General features: G+C 67.4%; 20 protein-coding genes. 11 read left to right on the top strand and 9 right to left on the bottom strand.

Annotated features, from left to right (window positions below):
* Positions 1–45: 45 nt before the first annotated feature.
* Positions 46–708, top strand: a complete 663-nt coding sequence (locus ACIQC0_RS11900) for an SDR family oxidoreductase (protein ID WP_400535149.1) — start codon at positions 46–48, stop codon at positions 706–708.
* Here ACIQC0_RS11900 and ACIQC0_RS11905 read toward each other — a convergent pair.
* Complete coding sequence (locus ACIQC0_RS11905; protein ID WP_400535151.1) at positions 705–1,910, bottom strand: ROK family protein; 1,206 nt, start codon at positions 1,908–1,910, stop codon at positions 705–707. The two genes, ACIQC0_RS11900 and ACIQC0_RS11905, sit on opposite strands and share 4 nt — an antisense overlap.
* Positions 1,911–2,005: 95 nt before the next feature.
* Here ACIQC0_RS11905 and ACIQC0_RS11910 point away from each other — a divergent pair, with 95 nt between their 5' ends.
* The 10 genes from ACIQC0_RS11910 to ACIQC0_RS11955 all read left to right on the top strand — a co-directional run bounded on the left by ACIQC0_RS11910 (position 2,006) and on the right by ACIQC0_RS11955 (position 11,619).
* A complete protein-coding gene (locus tag ACIQC0_RS11910) occupies positions 2,006–3,733 on the top strand; it encodes a glycoside hydrolase family 13 protein (protein WP_400535153.1) in 1,728 nt (575 codons plus the stop codon).
* On the top strand, positions 3,733–4,674 hold the full coding sequence (locus tag ACIQC0_RS11915) for an aldo/keto reductase family oxidoreductase (RefSeq protein ID WP_400535155.1): 942 nt from the start codon (positions 3,733–3,735) through the stop codon (positions 4,672–4,674). Before ACIQC0_RS11910 ends, ACIQC0_RS11915 begins: the two co-directional genes overlap by 1 nt.
* A 151-nt stretch (positions 4,675–4,825) precedes the next feature.
* Positions 4,826–5,689, top strand: a complete 864-nt coding sequence (locus ACIQC0_RS11920; protein ID WP_377214623.1) for an HpcH/HpaI aldolase/citrate lyase family protein — start codon at positions 4,826–4,828, stop codon at positions 5,687–5,689.
* Between the two features lie 22 nt (positions 5,690–5,711).
* On the top strand, positions 5,712–5,936 hold the full coding sequence (locus tag ACIQC0_RS11925; RefSeq protein WP_377214624.1) for a DUF3188 domain-containing protein: 225 nt from the start codon (positions 5,712–5,714) through the stop codon (positions 5,934–5,936).
* Positions 5,937–5,985: 49 nt separating this feature from the next.
* Entirely contained in the window at positions 5,986–6,447 is a 462-nt protein-coding gene (locus tag ACIQC0_RS11930; protein ID WP_400535158.1) for a MaoC family dehydratase N-terminal domain-containing protein, read from the top strand.
* A gap of 2 nt (positions 6,448–6,449) precedes the next feature.
* Positions 6,450–6,887, top strand: a complete 438-nt coding sequence (locus ACIQC0_RS11935; protein WP_400535160.1) for a MaoC family dehydratase — start codon at positions 6,450–6,452, stop codon at positions 6,885–6,887.
* A 10-nt stretch (positions 6,888–6,897) separates the two neighbouring features.
* Positions 6,898–8,178, top strand: coding sequence for an MFS transporter (locus tag ACIQC0_RS11940; RefSeq protein ID WP_400535162.1), 1,281 nt, complete (start codon positions 6,898–6,900; stop codon positions 8,176–8,178).
* Positions 8,179–8,200: 22 nt separating this feature from the next.
* Positions 8,201–9,268, top strand: a complete 1,068-nt coding sequence (locus ACIQC0_RS11945; protein ID WP_400535164.1) for a UDP-N-acetylmuramate dehydrogenase — start codon at positions 8,201–8,203, stop codon at positions 9,266–9,268.
* Between the two features lie 124 nt (positions 9,269–9,392).
* Positions 9,393–10,505, top strand: a complete 1,113-nt coding sequence (locus ACIQC0_RS11950) for a winged helix DNA-binding domain-containing protein (protein WP_400535166.1) — start codon at positions 9,393–9,395, stop codon at positions 10,503–10,505.
* A 148-nt stretch (positions 10,506–10,653) separates the two neighbouring features.
* Positions 10,654–11,619 (top strand): hypothetical protein, encoded by a 966-nt coding sequence (locus ACIQC0_RS11955; protein WP_400535168.1) that lies wholly within the window; start codon positions 10,654–10,656, stop codon positions 11,617–11,619.
* Between the two features lie 55 nt (positions 11,620–11,674).
* Here ACIQC0_RS11955 and asd read toward each other — a convergent pair whose 3' ends face one another.
* The 8 genes from asd to ACIQC0_RS11995 form a co-directional block, all read right to left on the bottom strand.
* Positions 11,675–12,817, bottom strand: coding sequence for an aspartate-semialdehyde dehydrogenase (gene asd / locus ACIQC0_RS11960; RefSeq protein ID WP_377214631.1), 1,143 nt, complete (start codon positions 12,815–12,817; stop codon positions 11,675–11,677).
* A gap of 101 nt (positions 12,818–12,918) precedes the next feature.
* Complete coding sequence (locus ACIQC0_RS11965; RefSeq protein WP_377214632.1) at positions 12,919–13,137, bottom strand: NF038396 family protein; 219 nt, start codon at positions 13,135–13,137, stop codon at positions 12,919–12,921.
* 4 nt (positions 13,138–13,141) lie between these two features.
* Complete coding sequence (locus ACIQC0_RS11970) at positions 13,142–13,717, bottom strand: dihydrofolate reductase (RefSeq protein ID WP_400535170.1); 576 nt, start codon at positions 13,715–13,717, stop codon at positions 13,142–13,144.
* A complete protein-coding gene (locus tag ACIQC0_RS11975) occupies positions 13,714–14,517 on the bottom strand; it encodes a thymidylate synthase (protein WP_400535172.1) in 804 nt (267 codons plus the stop codon). Before ACIQC0_RS11975 ends, ACIQC0_RS11970 begins: the two co-directional genes overlap by 4 nt.
* A 43-nt stretch (positions 14,518–14,560) precedes the next feature.
* Positions 14,561–15,529 (bottom strand): NUDIX domain-containing protein, encoded by a 969-nt coding sequence (locus ACIQC0_RS11980; RefSeq protein WP_377214635.1) that lies wholly within the window; start codon positions 15,527–15,529, stop codon positions 14,561–14,563.
* Positions 15,530–15,539: 10 nt separating this feature from the next.
* Positions 15,540–17,789, bottom strand: coding sequence for an RNA degradosome polyphosphate kinase (locus ACIQC0_RS11985; RefSeq protein WP_377214636.1), 2,250 nt, complete (start codon positions 17,787–17,789; stop codon positions 15,540–15,542).
* A gap of 117 nt (positions 17,790–17,906) precedes the next feature.
* Positions 17,907–18,884, bottom strand: coding sequence for a mycothiol synthase (gene mshD / locus ACIQC0_RS11990; protein ID WP_400535174.1), 978 nt, complete (start codon positions 18,882–18,884; stop codon positions 17,907–17,909).
* A gap of 42 nt (positions 18,885–18,926) precedes the next feature.
* Positions 18,927–19,625, bottom strand: coding sequence for a winged-helix domain-containing protein (locus ACIQC0_RS11995; RefSeq protein ID WP_377214638.1), 699 nt, complete (start codon positions 19,623–19,625; stop codon positions 18,927–18,929).
* Positions 19,626–19,858 lie beyond the last annotated feature (233 nt).

Consider the following 19,858-nt stretch of genomic DNA (forward strand, 5'->3'; position numbering starts at 1 on the left):
CCTTTTCCGCTTCTGAAGGAGGCACCTGGCAGGCAGAATGGTGGAATGACACGCATCGGCATTATCGGTGGCCACGGGAAAGTGGCCCTCCTCCTGTCCGAACTCCTCACCGGCGAGGGTCATTCCGTCACCTCGTTCATCCGCAACCCCGGCCATGCCGGCGATGTCGCTTCGACCGGAGCATCGCCGTCGGTCCTGGATGTGGAATACGCGACGACGGCGGAAATCGCCGAAGCGCTTAAGGGGCACGACGCTGTGGTCTGGTCCGCCGGGGCCGGGGGCGGCAATCCCGCGCGCACCTACGCGGTGGACCGCGACGCGGCGATCCGGTCCATGGATGCCGCGGTCCAGGCAGGCGTGGACCGGTATGTCATGGTCTCCTACCTGGGCGCCGGCAAGGATCATGGAGTGCCGGAAGACAGCAGCTTCTTTCCGTACGCAGAGGCCAAAGCGGCTGCGGATGAGTACTTGCGGGGCACCGGCCTGGCCTGGACCGTCCTGGGCCCGGGCGCGTTGACGGACAATCGCGGATCGGGGTTGATCGACGTCGGCCCTTCACCCGACGGGGGCCGGGACACTTCCCGGGCCAACACGGCCATGGTGGCGGCCGCTGTGCTGGACCTGCCCCAAACCGCAGGCCGGACCATCGAATTCCGCGACGGGGACCTGCCGGTGGCTGCCGCCCTGGACAGCCAGGAACCGACCTAAGGGCGGGCGCGCGCGCCGATTTCCAGGTCCAGGGAGTTCTTCTCCACGTAGTCCAAGGCGCACCGCACCGCGCCCGCGGCCACGATGGCATCGCCCAGCGGTGACAACTCGACCCGTGGGGGTGTGGCGGTGAACTGCGCCAGGCGTTTGCGGATGTCCGGCAGCATGCGGCCGGCCGAGTTTGCCACGCCGCCGCCGATGACCACCAGTTCCGGGTTGAGCATTGTGGCCACGGTACCGATGACCCGGGCCATCCTGTCCGCCAGCCGGTCAAGGATCCTGCCGGCCACGGAGTCACCGCCGGCGGCAGCCGCGAAGACGTCCTCCGCTGCCAGGCCGCTGGCCGGGATGCTCCGGAGCGCCGTGGGTTCGCCTCCGGCGACCGCTTCCGCGGCCCAGGACCTGGCCAGGTGCGCGATGCCGAAGGTGTCACCCACGCCCTCGACCAGGTCCAGGTACGCCAGCTCGCCGGCGCTGCCGCGGCTGCCATGGACCAGCCGGCCGCCCTCCAGCACGCCCGAGCCCAGGCGTTCGCTGGCCAGGATCACCACAACGTCGTCCACGCCGGCCGCGGTGCCGCGCCAGCGCTCGCCGAGCGCCGCAAGGTTTGCGTCATTTTCCAGCAGCACCGTCCAGCCGCGCCGCTCCTGCAGGGCCGTCTTCAATCCGATGTCGAACAGGCCCCAGAACTCCTGCGTGGCCAGCACGTTTCCATGCCGGTCCACGGGTGCGGCGACGCCGGCGCAGGCAGCCAGAACCTCGTTAGGGTCCGCCTCCGCCTCTGCGAGGGCGGCCAGCGCCACGTCCTCGATGACGGCCAGGCGCCCGGCGCCGCCGACGGAGGCAGCGAACGGACGGCCCGCCCGGCCGAGGGCCGTGCCTCTCAGGTCGGAGACCACCACGGACACCTTGGCGTAGCCGATGTCCAGGCCAAGGACGACGCCGGCGCGGTCGTTCAGTTCGAAACGCCGGGCAGGGCGGCCCTTCTGGGCAGTCCCTGCCGCCCTGTTGCTTTCCAGCTCCCGGATCCAGCCGCGCTCCATCAGGTCTTCGCAGACGGCGATGCCCGTGGCGCGCGTCAGTCCGGTCGCGGCCATGACTTCGGTGACGGTGACCGCCTGCGAAGCGCGCATGAAGTCCAGCACCGCTCCTGCGCTGACCCGGCGGAGCAGGCCGGGGGTAGCCGGGATCCAGTCGGGCATGCTGTTGACCTTTCTGCGGGCAGGGCCAGATAATGTGGAGAGTAATAAATTTAGAACCAATATAAATATAACCACAGCCACGAAAAGGATCAGCCTTGTCCACCACTGCCACCCTGGCAACCCTGTCCGATTCCGACCGCCTGGCCGACCCCAATTGGTGGCGCCAGGCCTCCGTCTACCAGATCTACCCGCGGAGCTTCTCGGACTCCAACGGGGACGGCATCGGCGACCTCAAGGGCATCACCGCAAAGGTCCCCTACCTGAAGTCCCTGGGGATCGACGCCGTGTGGCTAAGCCCGTTCTACCCCTCAGCGCTCGCCGACGGCGGCTACGACGTGGATGACTACCGCGATGTCGACCCGAAGCTCGGCACCCTTGCCGACTTCGACGAAATGGCCAAGGCAATGCACGCCGCCGGCATCAAACTCATCGCGGACATCGTGCCCAACCACTCATCGGACCGCCACGAATGGTTCAAGGAGGCGCTGGCGTCCCCCAAGGGATCCCCGGCCCGCGACCGCTACATCTTCCGGGACGGCAAGGGCCCCAACGGTGAGTTCCCGCCCTCGGACTGGGACTCAGTGTTCGGCGGCCCCGCCTGGGAGCGGATCACGGAACCGGACGGCACGCCGGGCCAGTGGTACATGCACATTTTCGCCAAGGAACAGCCGGACCTGAACTGGGCCAACCGCGAAATCCGCGAGGACTTCCTCAAGACCCTGCGCTTCTGGTCGGACCGCGGCGTGGACGGCTTCCGCGTTGACGTGGCGCATGCGCTGACCAAGGACCTCACAGAGCCCCTTCTGTCCAAGCTGGAACTGAGCGCCGCCAACACCGGCGTGGACGGATTCGACGACGGCTCGCATCCGTTCTGGGACCGCGACGAGGTCCACGAGATCTACACCGAGTGGCGCGAGGTCTTCAACGAGTACAACCCGCCGCGGACCGCCGTGGCCGAGGCCTGGGTGCACGCTTCCCGCCGCGCCCGGTACGCCAGCCCCGAGGGCCTGGGCCAGGCCTTCAACTTCGACCTGCTGCAGGCCGACTTCAACGCCGCCGAGTACAAGGAGATCATCACCCGCAACCTTGCCGAGGCCGCCGCGACCGGCGCGTCCTCCACGTGGGTGTTCTCCAACCACGACGTGGTCCGCCACGCCACCCGCTACGGCCTGCCCCAGGTCTCCAAGGCCAAGGCCGGCGCCAAGGGCCAGGACGGCAAGGACTGGCTGCTCGCCGGCGGCCCGGCCGACCAGCTGGATACGGACCTGGGGGAACGCCGCGCCCGCGCCGCCACCCTGCTGATGCTGGCCGTCCCCGGATCGGCCTACCTGTACCAGGGTGAAGAGCTCGGGCTCCAGGAAGTCGCCGACATCCCCGAGTCCGAGCGCCAGGATCCCTCCTTCTTCCGCAACCGCGGCGTCGAAGTGGGCCGCGACGGCTGCCGCGTGCCGCTGCCCTGGAAGGTTGACGGGCCCTCCTTCGGGTTTGGCGACGGCGGCGCGCACCTGCCGCAGCCGGAGTGGTTCAGCAAGTACGCAGTAGAGGCACAGGACGGCGCAGAGGGTTCCACGCTGGAGCTCTACCGCGCCGCCCTGAAACTCCGACGCGAACTGCAGACCGGGGAAGAGCTCACCTGGCACGAGACCGGCAACCCGGAGGTCCTCCACTTCAGCCGCCCCAACGGCTGGCAGTCCGTGACCAACTTCGGGGACACCGCCGTCGAACTTCCCGCCGGCACCGTCCTGGTCAGCAGCGCGCCGCTGGAAGGCAGCACCCTGCCCGCCAACACCACCGCCTGGCTGCGCGCCGGGGACCAGGCCTGATGCAGGAGCTCATTTACGGCTGCATGGGGCTGGGCGGCACCTGGTCCGACGAACCGCACGGCAGCGACCATGTGGAGGAGGCCGCGGCCGCCATCGACGCTGCACTGGATGCCGGAATCACCCTCTTCGACCATGCGGACATCTACCGCAACGGCAAGTCGGAGGCGGTGTTCGGTGAAGTCCTGGCGGCCCGGCCGGAGCTGCGGGACCGGATCCGGCTGCAGACCAAATGCGGCATCCGGCTCAGCGAACCGGGGATGCCCGGGTACTACGACCTCAGCCGGGACGCCATCCTGGAGCGGGTCAACGCCAGCCTCAAGCGGCTCCGGACGGACTACGTGGATGTCCTCCTGCTGCACCGCCCCGATCCCCTGGCGGACCCCGCGGAGGTGGCCGGCGCCGTCGGACACCTCATGGCGGAAGGCAAGGTCCGGCAACTGGGTGTGTCCAACATGTCCGCGGCGCAAATCGAAGTGCTGCAGGACCAGCTGGAGACGCCCGTGGTGGCCAACCAGCTGGAAATGAGCCTGCTCAAGCGGGCCTGGCTGGAGAGCCACGTGCTGGTCAATCACGCCGAGCACCTGGACTACAGCTTCCCGCACGGCACCGTGGAGTACTGCATCCGGAACGGCATCACGCTCCAGGCATACGGCTCCCTCGCCCGCGGACTGTACACGGGCGCTGAACCGGACAGCCCGTCGTCGGCCGAAACCGCCACCGCTGAACTGGTGGCCAGGCTGGCTGCCGACTATGGCACCTCCGGTGAAGCCGTGCTGCTGGGCTGGCTCATGAAGCACCCGGCCGGCATCGCGCCCGTGATCGGGACGATCAACCCCGGCCGGATCCTGGCCTGCCGGGACGCCGGCCGGGTGGCGCAGGCCATGACCCGGACCGAGTGGTACCAGCTGTGGGTCGCGGCACGGGGAAGCAACATCCCCTAACCCAACTGGGTAGTAGTAAGTGCCGTTTCGGCATGCCATAACGGCACTTACTGCTACCCACATGCGGAATAAGTCCCTTTAGTTCTTATTGGTCCCCGCCCGGCGGCCGTTTTCTTGGCACTGCCGGTCCCCGGCCAGATACGGTAGGAACATGACGTCTACCATCGCCGCCGAGACCGTAAGGCCGGAACGCAATATCCCCGCAGAAATCGCCCGCTCCTGGCTCCTCGTGAACGCCATGAAGACGGAACTGTTCGACCAGTCGGCAGGTTCACGCGCGGACTCGATCATTCTGGATATTGAAGATGCCGTAGACCCCTCCCAGAAGGACCAGGCCCGTGGCCACGTGGTTGACTGGCTGACGGCAGGCGGCAAGGCCTGGGTGCGCATCAACGATGCCACCAGCCCGTTCTGGGCGGATGATCTGGCGGGCCTGCGCGGCACGCCGGGCCTGTTGGGCGTCATGCTCGCCAAGACTGAATCCGCGGACCAGGTCACCGAAAGCTTCCACCGTATGGACGGCAAGACTCCCGTGATCCCACTGGTCGAGTCCGCCCTCGGCATCGAGGAAGCCAACCACATCGCCAAAGCCCAGGGTGCGTTCCGCCTGGCCTTCGGTTCCGGCGACTTCCGCCGTGACACCGGCATGGCCGCCACACCCGAGGCCATGGCCTACCCCCGGGCCAAGCTCGTGGTCGCCAGCCGCGTGGGGAACCTGCCGGGTCCCATCGACGGCCCCACCGTTGGCACCAACCACCCCATCCTGCGCGAGCAGACCGGTATCACCGTGATGATGGGCATGACCGGCAAGCTCTGCCTCGCCATCGACCAGACTCCGGTGATCAACGAAGTCATCAGCCCCACGCCGTCCGACGTCGCCTGGGCTACGGACTTCATGAACGACTTCGAAGCAAACGGCCGGGTTATCCGCGACGGGTCCGACCTGCCGCGCCTGGGCCGGGCCGAGAAGATCATGAAGCTCGCAGTGGCCTTCGGGGTGAAGCCGGCGCTGTAGTGCCGGCCGCTAGACTGGCACGGTGCTGAACGAATTCTGGGCCACTGCGCCTACCCGCTACAAAGTCCTGGTTTTCAGCGCAATGGGGCTCATCGCCGTCGGAATTATCCTCAACCTGGTGGGCAACACCAACGGAAACCAGGCGCTGGCCATGGCGTCGCTGCCGCTGATCGGGCTCGGCCTGGTGCTGCACATCGTGGGCCTCGTGGTACGCGGCCAGGCCATACGAAAGAACCTCCGACGCTAGTTGCCGCTGCCTTTCCGCCCTACCAATGGCGGGCGATAGGCTTGAGGCCATGACTATCAATCCGGACCTGCAGGGGCGCAGCTACCCCGCCGCAGAGGTGTACGACGTCGGCCGCGAGAAGATCCGCGAGTTCGCCCGCGCCGTCAAAGCCACCCACCCTGCGCACTTCGATGTCGACGCAGCGAGGGCCCTAGGCCACAGCGACCTCGTAGCGCCGCCCACGTTCGCCATCATCATTGCCCAACGTGCCGACGCCCAGCTGATCGAGGACCCGGAAGCCGGCATCGACTTCTCCCGGGTGGTCCATGCGGACCAGCGCTTCACGCACCACCGGCCCATCCTGGCCGGCGACCGCCTGGTGGCCGAGCTGCACGTGGACGGGGTCCGGGCCATGGGCGGCGGAGCCATGCTCACCACCCGCTCGGAGATATACGCGCTGGGCGAGGGTGACTCCCGCCAGCACGTCACCACCACCACGTCATCCATCCTGGTCCGCGGAGAGGGACAGTAGCCATGAGCCCCACCTTTACTGAACTCAGCACCGGCCAGGAGATCGGCAGCCGTACCGTCGAGGTCACCCGCACAGACCTGGTCAAGTACGCCGGCGCCTCCGGGGACTTCAACCCCATCCACTGGAACGAAGCCTTCGCCACCAGCGTGGAGCTGCCCGGGGTCATCGCGCATGGGATGTTCACCATGGGAGCGGCCGTCCAGCTGGTGACCGACTGGGCCGGCGACCCCGCCGCCGTCGTCGATTTCCAGACGCGCTTCACCAAACCGGTGCTGGTCACCGACACCACCGGAACGCCTGATCCCGGCGCCATCATCGAGGTCAGCGGCACCATTGGAAAGCTCGACGCCGATGCGGGCACCGCGCGCGTTGACCTCACCGTGGTTTCGGGCGGACAGAAAGTCCTGATGAAGGCCCAGGCCCTCGTCAGGGTCTCCTGAGTCTCGTCCCATGACCGCCCGGACCGGCGTCAGGCCTTCCGCCGTCGAGGTCACCCAGTGGCGCAACGCCGTGGTGGTGGCCTATGCGGCCAGCGGCATCGCGTTTGCCTCCTGGGTGGCGCGACTGCCTGCCATCCGGGACGGACTGGGGCTGACGCCGGGGAACGTGGGGCTGCTGCTCCTCTGCCTGACCCTGGGCTCCTTCCTGTCCGTGTCCGCTTCCGGGCTGATCGTGCTGCGGCTCGGCTCGCGGCGGACCATCAGGACCGGAAGCATCATGGTGGGCATCGGCCTCGCGGTCGCCGGTTTCGGCACATCGGTGCTGATCAGCCCGCTGGTCACGGGCGTGGGCCTCGCAATCATTGGCTTGGGCACGGCCAGCTGGAACACGGCCTCCAACGTGGAGGGCGCCGCCGTCGAACGCGCCGTGGGCCGCCACATCATGCCCCGGCTGCACGGTTCGTTCAGCATCGGAACCGTGGCGGGCGCCGGGCTGGGCGCCTGGGCCGCCGCAGTTTCCATCCCGGTGTTCTGGCATCTTGCCGCAGCCGGTGCGGTCGTTGCCATTTCAGTGACGACGGCGGCAGCCTGGTTCCGCGCGGACCTCACTCCGCACGGGGGCGAACGCAGCTATGCGCCGGACACCTTCGGCGATCCTTCCACCGGGCCCATCCCGGTGATTCCGCCCGGCGGGTCGGCGGCCGGCGAGGCGCCGCTGGACAACAAGCGCAAGATTGCCCAGGCCTGGCGTGACCGCCGCACGGTGCTGCTCGGGGTCCTGGTGCTGGGCCTGGCCCTTGCGGAGGGGGCCGCGGGGGACTGGGTGGCGCTGGCCCTGGCTGACGGGTACGGGCAGAGTGACGCCGCGGGCGCCGCGGGATATGGCCTGTTCGTGGCCTTCATGACCATCGGCCGCTTTGCCGGGACTGTGGTGCTGGACCGCTACGGCCGGGTTCCCGTCATGCGGGGGTGCGCGGCGATGGCGGTCCTGGGCCTGGCCCTGTTCGTGTTCGCCCCGGCACCATGGGTGGCGTACGCAGGTCTCGCTGTGTGGGGGCTCGGTGCGTCCCTCGGTTTCCCGGTGGGGATGTCCGCGGCCGCCGACGACCCGGCCAAGGCTGCCGCCCGGGTCTCCGTGGTGTCCACTATCGGCTACGGGGCGTTCCTGTGCGGGCCGCCGCTGCTCGGCCTGCTGGCAGAGCACGTGGGCATCCTGCACTCGCTGCTGGCCGTCATGGTGATGCTGGTGGTCAGCTTCCTGCTCTCCCCGGTGGCCCGGAAGGTTACCTAGGATTCCCTAGTATTGTGGCAGGGTGACTCCCACGATGCTCTCCCAGCTGACCACGTCCGCCGTCGGAGGCCCCGCCGCCACCTACATTGAGGCCCGGACCGAGGCGGACATCATCGATGCTGTCCGTTCCGCGGACGCGGCAGGGGAGCAGGTCCTCATTATCAGCGGCGGCTCTAACCTCCTGATATCCGACGGCGGGTTCCCGGGTACCGTTATCCGGATCGCCTCCGAGGGATTCACGGTCAACGCGGAGGATTCATGCGGTGGGGTGTCGGTGGTGGTCCAGGCCGGCCACAACTGGGACGCCCTCGTGGAGCACGCCGTCCGGCACGCCTGGTCCGGGATCGAGGCGCTCTCCGGAATCCCCGGCTCCACCGGTGCCACGCCCGTCCAGAACGTCGGTGCCTACGGGGCGGATGTCTCCCAGACCATCGCGTCCGTTCGCACCTGGGACCGTGAGCGCAACGCCGTGCAGACGTTCACCAGCTCCGAACTCAAGTTCGGCTACCGCGATTCCATCCTGAAGCAGACCACAGTCAACGGCTCGCCGCGCTACGTGGTGCTGACCGTGGAGTTCCAGCTGCCCCTGGGCCGGATGAGCGCGCCCATCCGCTACGCCGAGCTGGCCCGGTCCCTGGGGGTCGAAACAGGCAAGCGGGCCTACGCCAACGACGTCCGCCGAGAGGTGCTGCGGCTCCGTGCGTCCAAGGGCATGGTGCTGGATGCCGGGGACAGGGATACCTATTCGACGGGGTCGTTCTTCACCAACCCGGTGGTGTCCGGGGATCTGGCAGCGGGCCTTCCCGAGGGAGCGCCGCGATACCCTGCGGGGGAGGATGGACTCGTGAAGCTCTCGGCTGCGTGGCTCATCGACCAGGCCGGCTTCGGGAAGGGCTACGGGCTGGATCCGGACAGCGTTTCCGGGGGGCGTGCGTCCCTCTCCACCAAGCACACCCTCGCCATCACCAACCGCGGGGCAGCCACCGCCGCGGACATGGTGGCCGTCGCGCGCGAGGTGCGTGCCGGCGTCGAACGCCGTTTTGGCATTGTGCTGCACCCCGAACCGCTGCTGATCGGCCTGGAACTCTAACCCCCGGCCCGCCCCCGGCCCCGTAACCGGCCCGCCCCCGCATGAACGGTGTAGGCCAACCGCGTTCATGCTGCCCCGGGCCGTCCATGCCCGCATGTCGGTCGGCGACCGTAGGATTGGGGGCATGGCTGCGCTGGCGGGCAAGCGCCTCAACGGCAGGATCATGGGACGGCTCAGGCTGGCCTCGCAGTTGCTGCTGCCGTCGCTCACCGATGAGCGTCCGGAGGCGGCTGACATAGTCCGATGGATGACGGCCATGCAGGCGCAGGATTTCCAGGCCGCGCTGTGGGCTGTCGGGGTCCGGCTCCAGGGAGGGGGACTCAGCATGGTGCGGGCGGCCTTGGACTCCGGGGCCATCGTCCGGTCCTGGCCGATGCGCGGCACTCTGCACCTGGTGGCGCCCGAAGACCTTCGCTGGATGCTGGAGCTCACCGCGGACCGTCTGACCAAGGGCATGGCCGCCCGCCACCGGGAACTCGGGATCACCTGGGCGGACGTGGAGAAATGCCGGGACCTCGTTCTGGACCATATATCGTCCGCGGGACCGGTCAGCCGAAGTGAGCTGTTTGCCCTGTTCGATGCCGCCGGCCAGGCCACGCAGGGCCAGCGCGGCATCCATATCCTCGGCACACTCTGCCGCCATGGCTGGCTGGTACTGGGACCGCTGGCCGGCAACCAGCAGCTGTTGGTGGCCTTTGACGACTGGATCCCCGCATCGCGCCGGCTGGAGCGTGCGGAGGCGGTTGCCGAATGGCTGCTCCGCTACTTCCGCAGCCACGGGCCCGCCACCGTCCATGACTTCGCCTGGTGGACGCAGCTTCCGCTCACCGAGGTCCGGGCCGCCCTGGCGGAAGTCCGCGGGCAACTGGCGGAGCTGGAGTTCGATGGTTCCGCCTACTGGATGTCGCCCGGGACGGCGGCACTGCAGGACGCGACAGTCCCCGCTGGCCGGTCAGTCCTGCTGCTGCCCGGCTTCGATGAGTTCCTGCTGGGCTACAAGGACCGGAGCCTGGTGCTGCCGCCGGAGTACGCCGACCACATCGTTCCCGGCGGCAACGGGGTGTTTAAGAAGACAGTTGTGGCTGCTGGCGAGGTGATCGGCACCTGGGCCGTGGAGGGAAAGGGCCGCCGGGCCGCCGTCGTACATGATCTCTTTGGCGACCGTCAGCCCGGTCCGGCCGCGCAGGCTGCCTTCGAACGCGCTGCCCGCCGGTACCTGGAATTCCTGGCCACTTGACGCACACTCCCGTATGACCGGTCCGTGCCGGCTTGACCGGCGTTGGCCAACCGCGCCCATGCGGCCACGGACCGCTCATGGCGCCAGGCTATCCACATAGCCGCGCCCGGGGCTACCCGTCCAATAGCCGCCCGGCGAGTGTTGAACCATGAATTCCCAAAAGATCCGGGCCGTAGTGGACGGCCGGTGGCCGCAGGTGGATGTTGCGTCAACCCGGCACCTGGCAGCGGCCGGCCTGGAGAGCCGGCTGGTCAAGAAAGCAACGGACGACGGCGCGCTGTTGCGGCTTCGCAGGGGTGCCTACGTTCGGCGGGGCTACTGGGACAGCCTGAAACCGTGGGACCAGGACCTGCTGCGGGTCCTCGCGCACTTCGAATCGACGGGCGGCGATTCCCGGTACAGCCACATCAGCGCGGCCCGGCTGCACCGCTGCGATGTGTGGGAGGTGGGCCCGTTGATCCATGTCACCACCGGCTACTCGAACTCCCGGGCCAGCGCAGGCAAGGATGTCAGGACGCACCGGCTGCCGTTGGCGGACCATGAACTGGCCAGCGTGCGGACGACGGACGGCCGGGAGGTCCTGACCACCAGCCTCGAACGAACCGTGCTGGACTGCGCCCGGACCCTGCCGCTGGACCGGGCCGCGGTGATCGGGGACCACGCCCTCCGCAAAGGTGCCAGCCTGGAGCGCATGCGGCAACTCCTGGATGAGAGTCCCACCAAGCGCGGCAGCAGAAGGGCGGCGGACCTGCTGGAGGTGATCGACGGGCGCTCGGAGTCGGCGGGGGAGACCCGGACCCGGCTGCTGCTGCGCTCCTTTGGCCTGGACAGCTTTATTCCTCAGGTGGAGATTCCCACGGGCCAGGGACTCTTCCGGGCCGATTTCGCGGACCTTAAGGCCAGGGTCATCATCGAATTTGACGGCCGCGCCAAGTACTCCGACTACAAGCCCGCAGAGGAGGCCCTCCTCAGCGAACGGTGGCGGGAAACAGCGCTGCAGGAGCTCGGCTGGTCAGTGTTCCGGATCAAGTGGCCGCAGCTGGACCGGCCCGGCGAGCTGCGGAGGCGGCTCTTCGCGTTCCTGGCCACGCAAAAGCGGCCTTGGCCCGCATGAGCGGCGCTTGGAAGCGCCGGTTATGCGGGTCAGGGCCGCTTAAGGCAACCGAGGCCTACAGGTTGCCCGTGGCGATGTTGAGCATGCGGCGCAGCGGCTCGGCGGCGCCCCAGAGGAGCTGGTCGCCCACGGTGAAGGCGCTGATGTACTGCGGCCCCATTTCCATCTTGCGGATGCGCCCCACCGGGATGTCCAGGGTGCCGGAGGCGGCGACCGGGGTCAGGTCGGCCATGGACGCTTCCTTCGTGTTGGGAACCACCTTGGCCCACTGGTTGTCCTCGTCCAGCAGCTTCTCGATCTCGGCGACCGACAGGTCCTCGCGGAGCTTCAGCGTCAGGGCCTGGGAGTGGGAGCGCATGGCACCGATGCGGACGCAGAGGCCGTCCATGATCACGCGGTTTTCCTCGGAGGTGCCCAGGATCTTGTTGGTCTCAACCCCGGCCTTCCACTCTTCCTTGGACTGGCCGTTGCCCAGGTCCGCGTCGATCCAGGGGATCAGCGAACCGGCCAGCGGCACGCCGAACTGGGTGGCGTCGATGTCCGTGCGCTGGTGGGCGAGCACCTTGCGGTCGATCTCCAGGATGGCCGACGCCGGGTCGTCCAGTTCCGTGCTGACCTCGGCGTTGAGCGTGCCGAACTGGCTGAGAAGCTCACGCATGTGCCGTGCCCCGCCGCCGGAAGCGGCCTGGTACGTCATGGAGGTGCCCCATTCCACCAGCCCGTTCTTGAACAGGCCGCCCAGGCCCATGAGCATGCAGGAAACGGTGCAGTTGCCGCCGATGAAGTCGCGGGTGCCGTTGACCAGGCCCTTGTCGATGACATCGCGGTTGATGGGGTCCAGCACGATGATCGAATCTTCGTTCATGCGCAGGGTGGAGGCGGCGTCGATCCAGAGGCCGTCCCAGCCGCGGCCGCGCAGCTCCGAGTGGACACGCTTGGTGTAGTCCCCGCCCTGGGCGGTGACGATAATGGGCAGCTTAGCCAGGGTGTCGACGTCGAACGCGTCCTCGAGCTTGCCGGCGCTGCCTGCTGCTGTACCAGCAAGCGAGGGCGCGGCACCTCCCGCGTTGGAAGTGGAGAAGAACACCGGGTTGATGTTGGCGAAGTCGCCCTCGTCCTGCATGCGCTGCATGAGGACGGAACCGACCATGCCGCGCCATCCGACCAGGCCGACGGAAGGGGTAGCTGCTGTAGTCATTGGACCAGTTTAGACTTCGCAGCCGGGGCGGCGCAGTCGGTTACGTCACGCCCGGCGAAGCGGGCCCGGCTGGCGAAGCGGACCCCGGCTGCCCGGTATGGCTACTGCCGGTCCGGGTCCTCCAGTACCGCGGTCTTCCGGGCACGGAGCGCGAAGTAGGCTCCGAAGGCGAAGACCTGTGTCACCACCACCAGCACGATGGCACCGGCAATCTTGTTCCCGCCCAGGATCATGGTCAGCCCCACAATCGCGGACAGCAGCGCCAGCAGTGGCAGGAGCATATAGCCCAGGATGAAAAGCGTTTCGGGTTTCTTCAGCATGTTCCTAGCCTTGGGTCCGTGACCATTTGGTGAAGCGGTAGCGCGTGCCGTTGGCGCCGGTCAGCCAGCCGTCCGGAGGGACGGAGGCTGTTGCCTCCCAACCGGGGCCAAGCTCCGGGGCGTAAGTGTCGCCGTCGGCCGATACGTCGATGGTGGTGACCACCGCTGTGTTGGCGAGTTCGGCGGACTGCCGGAAAATCTCGCCGCCGCCCACGATCCAGACGGTTTCGCCGCCGTCCACGAACTGCGATTCCAGCAGCGCGTCATCCAGGGAGGAAACCACGACGGCGCCCTCTGCCTCGGGCGTTTCGGCCCACCCTTCCTGCCGGGTGATCACAATGTTGGTGCGGCCAGGCAGCGGACGGTACTTGTCCGGAAAGGACAGCCAGGTTTTGCGGCCCATCACCACGGGGTGGCCCATGGTGAGGCGGGTGAAGTGCTTCAGGTCCTCGGGCAGGTGCCAGGGCATGTCCCCGTCCTTGCCGATGACGCCGTCCGGCGTCTGCGCCCAGACGAGCCCGACGCCGGTGATGGAGGTGGCGAGCTCCTCCGTGAATGCCTGCGGGTTCCCGGTGCTCATACGGCAATCGGGGCTTTGATGGTGGGGTGGTGCCGGTAACCGACCACGTCGAAGTCCTCCAGGGTGTATTCGAAAATCGAGGCGGGTTTGCGGGTTATTTTAAGCTGCGGGTACTCATACGGTTCCCGGTCCAGCTGCTTGAGCACCTGGTCCATGTGGTTTTCGTAGATGTGCACATCGCCGCCGGTCCAGACGAATTCTCCCGGTTCAAGGCCAACCTGCTGTGCCACCATGCACGTGAGCAGGGCGTAGGAGGCGATGTTGAACGGAACGCCCAGGAACATGTCCGCCGAGCGCTGGTAGAGCTGGCAGGAGAGCTTGCCATCCGCCACGTAGAACTGGAAGAACGCGTGGCACGGCGGCAGCGCCATGTCCTTGAGTTCGGAGACATTCCAGGCGGAGACGATGTGGCGCCGGGAATCGGGGTTGGACCTGAGACCCTCGATGAGCTCGGCGATCTGGTCGATGTGTCCGCCGTCAGGGGTGGGCCAGCTGCGCCACTGTACGCCGTACACGGGGCCGAGGTCGCCGTCCGCGTCCGCCCATTCGTTCCAGATGGTGACGCCCTGGTCCTGCATCCACTTGACGTTGGTTTCCCCGCGCAGGAACCACAGGAGCTCCACGGCCACCGACTTGAAGTGCACCCGCTTGGTGGTGATCAGCGGGAAGCTCTTGCTGAGGTCAAAGCGCAGTTGCCGGCCGAAAACGCTGGTGGTTCCGGTGCCGGTACGGTCCGACTTATGGGTGCCGTTGGCCAGGACATCGCGCAGGAGGTCTTCGTAAGGGGTTGGGATGCTCACGGTTCAAGTCTACTTTCGAAAGCGCGGGGTCTGGTGGTCAACCCTAATCGTCAAACGGCTTGAACTGTTCCACCGCCACGATCCGGTCCTTGCCGCCATGGGCAACGTGGCACACCACCAGCTCGCCGGGCGAGAGGTATGGCTCGTTGGCCGGCAGCAGTGTCTGCAACTGCTTGCCCATGTGCTTGGCCAGTTGGCCGAAGACCGTGGGCAGTGCCGGGCGGTGGGTGCAGACTACTACCGGCCGCTGCTTGTCGAAGAGGTTCTCGATTACTCCGGCAGTCTTCTTGGGGCTGCGGTGGTGCCGATGCTCCGTGAGGGCCTCAACGAGCTTCACCTTTGCGCCGCTGACCTTGGCGTAGGGGGCAACCGTGGCCACGCAGCGCGTCCATGGGCTGGTCACCACCCGGGCGGGCTGCCAGGTCTGCAGAAGCCTGCCGACCGCCTGGGCCTGCCGGGTGCCCGTGGCGGCGAGCGGCCGCTCGCCCTCTGCCTTGGTCCAGGAGGAACGAGGTTTGGCCTTGGCATGCCGGAGCACCAGCAGTGGCCACGTGTCCAGCTCCCGGCGCCGGTACATTTCCCACAGATACTCCAGCGGCAACAGGTCCGAGGGGTTGGAGAGCAGTGAAGCCGCCTTTTCCGGCGTGCACCACATCACGCTGTCCACCTCCTTGCCGTCCGGCTCCAGGCGGTTTCCATTGACCTTGAGGGCCCAGTAATGGACCACCTTCAAGCCCGACTGGACGTGGTAGTGGATCGGAGGAAGCGGAATCCCCAGCTGCCCGGTGAGGCCGATCTCCTCACGGACCTCCCGCACTGCACACTCGGGAATGGTTTCTCCGTCATCGATCTTGCCTTTGGGCCATGACCAGTCGTCATAGCGCGGCCGGTGGATCAACAGGACTTCCAGCCGGTCCTTGGCAACCCGCCACGGGATAGCCCCCGCTGCCGTGACGGCGATGGGTTCTCCCGGGTGGTCTGTCTGGTCGGCTACGAGCGCATCGCTGGACAAGACTGCGCCCTTACCGGCGGCTGAGGCTGCGCTGCCGGGGACGGGAAGCCAGCAGCCAGGACTGGACGTCCTCCAGCGGCTTGCCATCGTCCGAAAGGTGGTGTCGGGTCCAGTGTCCTTCGTTGTCCAGGTGCCAGCTGGCGGTTTCCGGTGCCATGTAGCGCTGCAGCAGGCCCAGCACGTACGCGATGTCATCCGGGCTGCCCAGCTGTACCAGGGCTTCCACCCGGCGGTCAAGGTTGCGGTGCATCATGTCCGCCGAGCCGATGTACACCACCGGGTCCCCGCCGTTTGCGAACGCAAACACGCGCGAGTGCTCCAGGAACCTGCCCAGGATGGAGCGGACCGTGATGTTGTCGCTCAGGCCCGGAACGCCGGGGCGGAGCGAACAGATGCCACGGACCACCACGTCCACCTTGACCCCGGCCTGCGACGCCCGGTACAGCGAATCGATGATGGCCTCGTCCACCATGGAGTTCACCTTGATCTGCACCCGGGCCGGAAGGCCGGCACGGGCGTTGCGGATCTCGGTCTCGATCCGGTCAATCAGGCCGGACCGCACGGACCGCGGTGCCACCAGCAGGCGCTTGAACGTGGACTTGGGCGCGTACCCGGAGAGCTGATTGAACAGCTTGGACAGGTCCTCGCCCACCTGGTCGTTGGCGGTGAGCAGGCCCAGGTCCTCGTAATAGCGCGCGGTGCGGGGGTGGTAGTTGCCGGTGCCGATGTGGCAGTAGCGGCGCAGCCCGTCCACCTCCTGGCGGACCACCAGCGAGAGCTTGCAGTGCGTCTTAAGTCCCACGATGCCGTACACCACGTGGACGCCGGCCTGTTCCAGCTTGCGGGCCCAGGAAATGTTTGCCTGCTCGTCGAACCGTGCCTTGATTTCCACGAGTGCCAGGACCTGCTTGCCCGCCTCCGCGGCGTCGATGAGCGCATCCACGATAGGGGAGTCGCCGGACGTCCGGTACAGGGTCTGCTTGATGGCCTGGACCTTAGGGTCCGCCGCGGCCTGTTCCAGGAACGCCTGGACCGAGGTGGAGAAGGAATCGTAGGGGTGGTGCAGCAGGATGTCGCGTCGCCGCATCGCAGCGAAGACGTTGGCCGCCTTTGAGGTCTCGGACTCGTTGAGGTACCGGGATGTGTGCGGGACGTGCTTGGGGTAATGCAGGTCCGCGCGGTCAATGGCCGCAATCACGGACAGGCCGCGGAGGTCCAGCGGGGCCGGGACGGAGTACACCTCGGCCTCTTCGACGCCAAGTTCGCGGATGAGGAGCGCCCGGATGTTCGGGTTGATGTCGGTGGTGACTTCGAGCCGGACGGGCGGGCCGAACCGGCGCCGCAGCAGTTCCTTCTCCAGCGCCTGGAGGAGGTTCTCGGCGTCGTCCTCTTCCACCTCCACGTCCTCGTTGCGGGTGACTCGGAAGGTGTGGTGCTCAAGGACTTCCATACCGGGGAACAGGCGGTCCAGGTGGACGGCGATGACCTCTTCCAGCGCGATGAAGCGGGCCACCCGGCCCGGGACGGCGCCGGCGCGCGGCCCGTCGATGGAGATCAGGCGGGGCAACTGGTCCGGAACCTTGACGCGGGCAAAGAGTTCCTTGTCGCTCACCGGGTTCCGGACCACGACCGCCAGGTTCAGGGACAGTCCGGAAATGTAGGGGAAGGGGTGGGCGGGGTCCACTGCCAACGGGGTGAGGATCGGGAAGACCTTTTCCGCGAACATGACGCTCAACTGCTGCTTGGCGGCGTCGTCCAGCTCATCCCAGTGCATGAGGTGGATGTGTTCGTAAGCCAGTGCCGGGCGGATCTGGTCAGCGTAGACCTGCGCGTGGCGCTGCTGCAGCCGGTGCGCCTCTTCGCTGATCCGTTCCAGGACCTCCACCGGGCTCAGGCCGGCGGGGGAGGGGACGGCCAGTCCGGTGGCGATGCGGCGTTTTAGTCCGGCCACCCGGACCATGAAGAATTCGTCCAGGTTGGAGGCGAAGATCGAGAGGAAGCCGACGCGTTCCAGCAGGTGCAGGGTGGGGTCTTCCGCCAGTTCCAGGACCCTGGAATTGAAGGCGAGCCAGCTCAGCTCCCGGTCCAGGAAGCGGTCCGGGCGGATGTCGCCCTCGGGCTGCAGGTTCGGTGCGAATTCGGGAATGTCGATCCGGTCCTGGGTGGCCCGTGAAGCTGGAACCTCGGAGGAGCCGAAGCGGGCGCGTACAGGTGCCGCAACATCCTGGGGAGTGGCGGTTCCGGACGGTTCCGGGGTCATGGCGTCTCCTTTGCCTGGCGCCTGGACCGGCTGGTCCGGCCTGCGCGCCCTGTTTCAACCTTACAAGTTTTCCGGCCTGCAGCAGGGGCGGATTACGCTCCTCTCCGGCCCGCCATTCTAGGCGGTGCCCAGCTCCAGCGGCCCGTACATGATGTCCATGTCCCAGCGGGTGAATCCCAGACTGCGGTAGAGGGCCACGGCGGCCGCGTTGTCCGCATCCGTGTAGAGCATGACGGCGTGCAAACCCAGGTCCTGCAGGTACCTGATGCCGGCAACGGTGAGGGCCTTGCCCAATCCCATTCCCTGCGCGTCGGGGGCGACGCCCACCACATAAACCTCGCCGATCGCCGGATGCTGCCCGTGCCTGGGGTGGACCTTCGTCCAGTGGAACCCCAGCAGGCGCCCGTTCCGGTCCTCGGCGAGCAGGAATCCCGCAGGGTCGAACCAGTCCTCCGCCATGCGGGCCTCGAGGTCAGCCCGCGTCAGGCTGCCCTGCTCGGGGTGGTGTGCGAACGCCGCGCGGTTTACTGCCAGCCAGGCGTCCTCGTCCCGGCCCGGCAGGAACGGCCGCAGCGAGACGCCCTCCGGAAGCGCCGTCTCGGGCAGCCGGGAACCCGCCGTCGTCATCCGCATTTTCCAGAGTTCACGCACCGGGCCGAACCCATAGCGGGCGGCGAGGTCGGCCGCGGCCTCGTGGTTGCCGTGGGACCAGGCCTTCAGACCGTCCAGTCCGCGGGACTCCCTGAGTGCGCCCACCAAGCGGTCCGCCACGCCCTGGTTGCGGTAGCTGGGGTGCACGGCAATTTCCAGGACTCCGGTGCCGTCAGGTTCATCGATGACGACGGCGAACCCCGCCAAATCCTCGCCCGTCGCCGGATCGGAATCCTCGTCAGGGGCATAGAGCGCCAGAGTGAGGAGCGTGTGGGAGCCGGTATCGGCGGAGCGCATGGTCACCAGGGTCTGCTCCGAAATGGACGGGTTGCCATCCGACTCTTCGGCGGCAGCAAGGAGGTCGCGGCAATCCTTCAGGAGCTGCCGGTCAACCCCGCCGCGGACAACCTGGACGGGCCATTTCTCGGGGTGCGCTGGAGTCATGAAGCAAGGCTATACGGGTTCGGCCGGATCCGGTCGAGCGCGTCAGGCCTCGGTGAGTTCGTCTTCCTGCTGGCGCATCAGCGTCAGGCGGTAACCCACGTTCCGGACCGTGCTGATCAGGTTCTCGTGGTCGGCGCCGAGCTTGGCGCGCAACCGCCGGACGTGGACGTCCACGGTACGGGTGCCGCCGTAGTAGTCGTAGCCCCACACCTCGGTCAGGAGCTGCTGACGGGTGAACACCCGGCCCGGGTGCTGCGCCAGGTACTTCAGGAGCTCGAACTCCTTGAAGGTAAGGTTCAGGGCCGCGCCGTTGACGCGGGCGGTGTAGCTGGCTTCATCAATGACTACACCGGCGGCACGGATCTCGGTGGGGGTCTCGTCCGCTTCCGGCATGGCCCGGGCAACTGCGAGCCGGATCCTGGCCTCCACCTCCGCAGGGCCCGCCGAATCCAGCACGATGTCGTCTACGGCCCACGCTGAGGATACCGCCGCCATGCCGCCCTCGGTCAGAATCAGCATCAGCGGCGCGCTCAGGCCGGTTGCCTTAAGGAGCTGGGTGAGGGACCGGGCGCCCACCAGGTCTTTGCGGGCGTCGAGCAGGACGATGTCGCACGGATCGGTTTCCAGCAGGGCGGTGGGTTCCGCGGGGAGGATATGGACGCGGTGGTTCAGCAGTTCCAAGGCAGGAAGGATGTCCACCGAAGAGCCGGTGCTGTTCGTCAGTAACAGGATGTGCGACATTATTCCTCCAAGGGCCGTCCGCGCATCATTGGGCGACTGAGCTGAACTTTGATTATACCCGGCAGGCCTTTCCAAGCCACGGATCCGGCCCTCCGGCAGGGACGTTTTACGACATATCCGTTTCATATAAGGCAGGATTGGGGCAGGGGCCGAATGCCCCGCAACGCGGCGCCGCCGCCCTGCGCCAGGGCATACGCGCCCAGCCACGGTCCACGCCACGATGGGAAAGCAAC

This window comes from Pseudarthrobacter sp. NPDC092419 (assembly GCF_044755045.1).
Lineage (GTDB): Bacteria > Actinomycetota > Actinomycetes > Actinomycetales > Micrococcaceae > Arthrobacter.

Bases quoted from the DNA above. Each gene is read 5' to 3' on its own strand.
- ACIQC0_RS11900 (WP_400535149.1), top strand. From the start codon at position 46: ATGACACGCATCGGCATTATCGGTGGCCACGGGAAAGTGGCCCTCCTC.
- ACIQC0_RS11905 (WP_400535151.1), bottom strand. From the start codon at position 1,910: ATGCCCGACTGGATCCCGGCTACCCCCGGCCTGCTCCGCCGGGTCAGC.
- ACIQC0_RS11915 (WP_400535155.1), top strand. From the start codon at position 3,733: ATGCAGGAGCTCATTTACGGCTGCATGGGGCTGGGCGGCACCTGGTCC.
- ACIQC0_RS11920 (WP_377214623.1), top strand. From the start codon at position 4,826: ATGACGTCTACCATCGCCGCCGAGACCGTAAGGCCGGAACGCAATATC.
- ACIQC0_RS11930 (WP_400535158.1), top strand. From the start codon at position 5,986: ATGACTATCAATCCGGACCTGCAGGGGCGCAGCTACCCCGCCGCAGAG.
- ACIQC0_RS11935 (WP_400535160.1), top strand. From the start codon at position 6,450: ATGAGCCCCACCTTTACTGAACTCAGCACCGGCCAGGAGATCGGCAGC.
- ACIQC0_RS11940 (WP_400535162.1), top strand. From the start codon at position 6,898: ATGACCGCCCGGACCGGCGTCAGGCCTTCCGCCGTCGAGGTCACCCAG.
- ACIQC0_RS11950 (WP_400535166.1), top strand. From the start codon at position 9,393: ATGGCTGCGCTGGCGGGCAAGCGCCTCAACGGCAGGATCATGGGACGG.
- ACIQC0_RS11955 (WP_400535168.1), top strand. From the start codon at position 10,654: ATGAATTCCCAAAAGATCCGGGCCGTAGTGGACGGCCGGTGGCCGCAG.
- asd (WP_377214631.1), bottom strand. From the start codon at position 12,817: ATGACTACAGCAGCTACCCCTTCCGTCGGCCTGGTCGGATGGCGCGGC.
- ACIQC0_RS11965 (WP_377214632.1), bottom strand. From the start codon at position 13,137: ATGCTGAAGAAACCCGAAACGCTTTTCATCCTGGGCTATATGCTCCTG.
- ACIQC0_RS11970 (WP_400535170.1), bottom strand. From the start codon at position 13,717: ATGAGCACCGGGAACCCGCAGGCATTCACGGAGGAGCTCGCCACCTCC.
- ACIQC0_RS11985 (WP_377214636.1), bottom strand. From the start codon at position 17,789: ATGACCCCGGAACCGTCCGGAACCGCCACTCCCCAGGATGTTGCGGCA.
- mshD (WP_400535174.1), bottom strand. From the start codon at position 18,884: ATGACTCCAGCGCACCCCGAGAAATGGCCCGTCCAGGTTGTCCGCGGC.
- ACIQC0_RS11995 (WP_377214638.1), bottom strand. From the start codon at position 19,625: ATGTCGCACATCCTGTTACTGACGAACAGCACCGGCTCTTCGGTGGAC.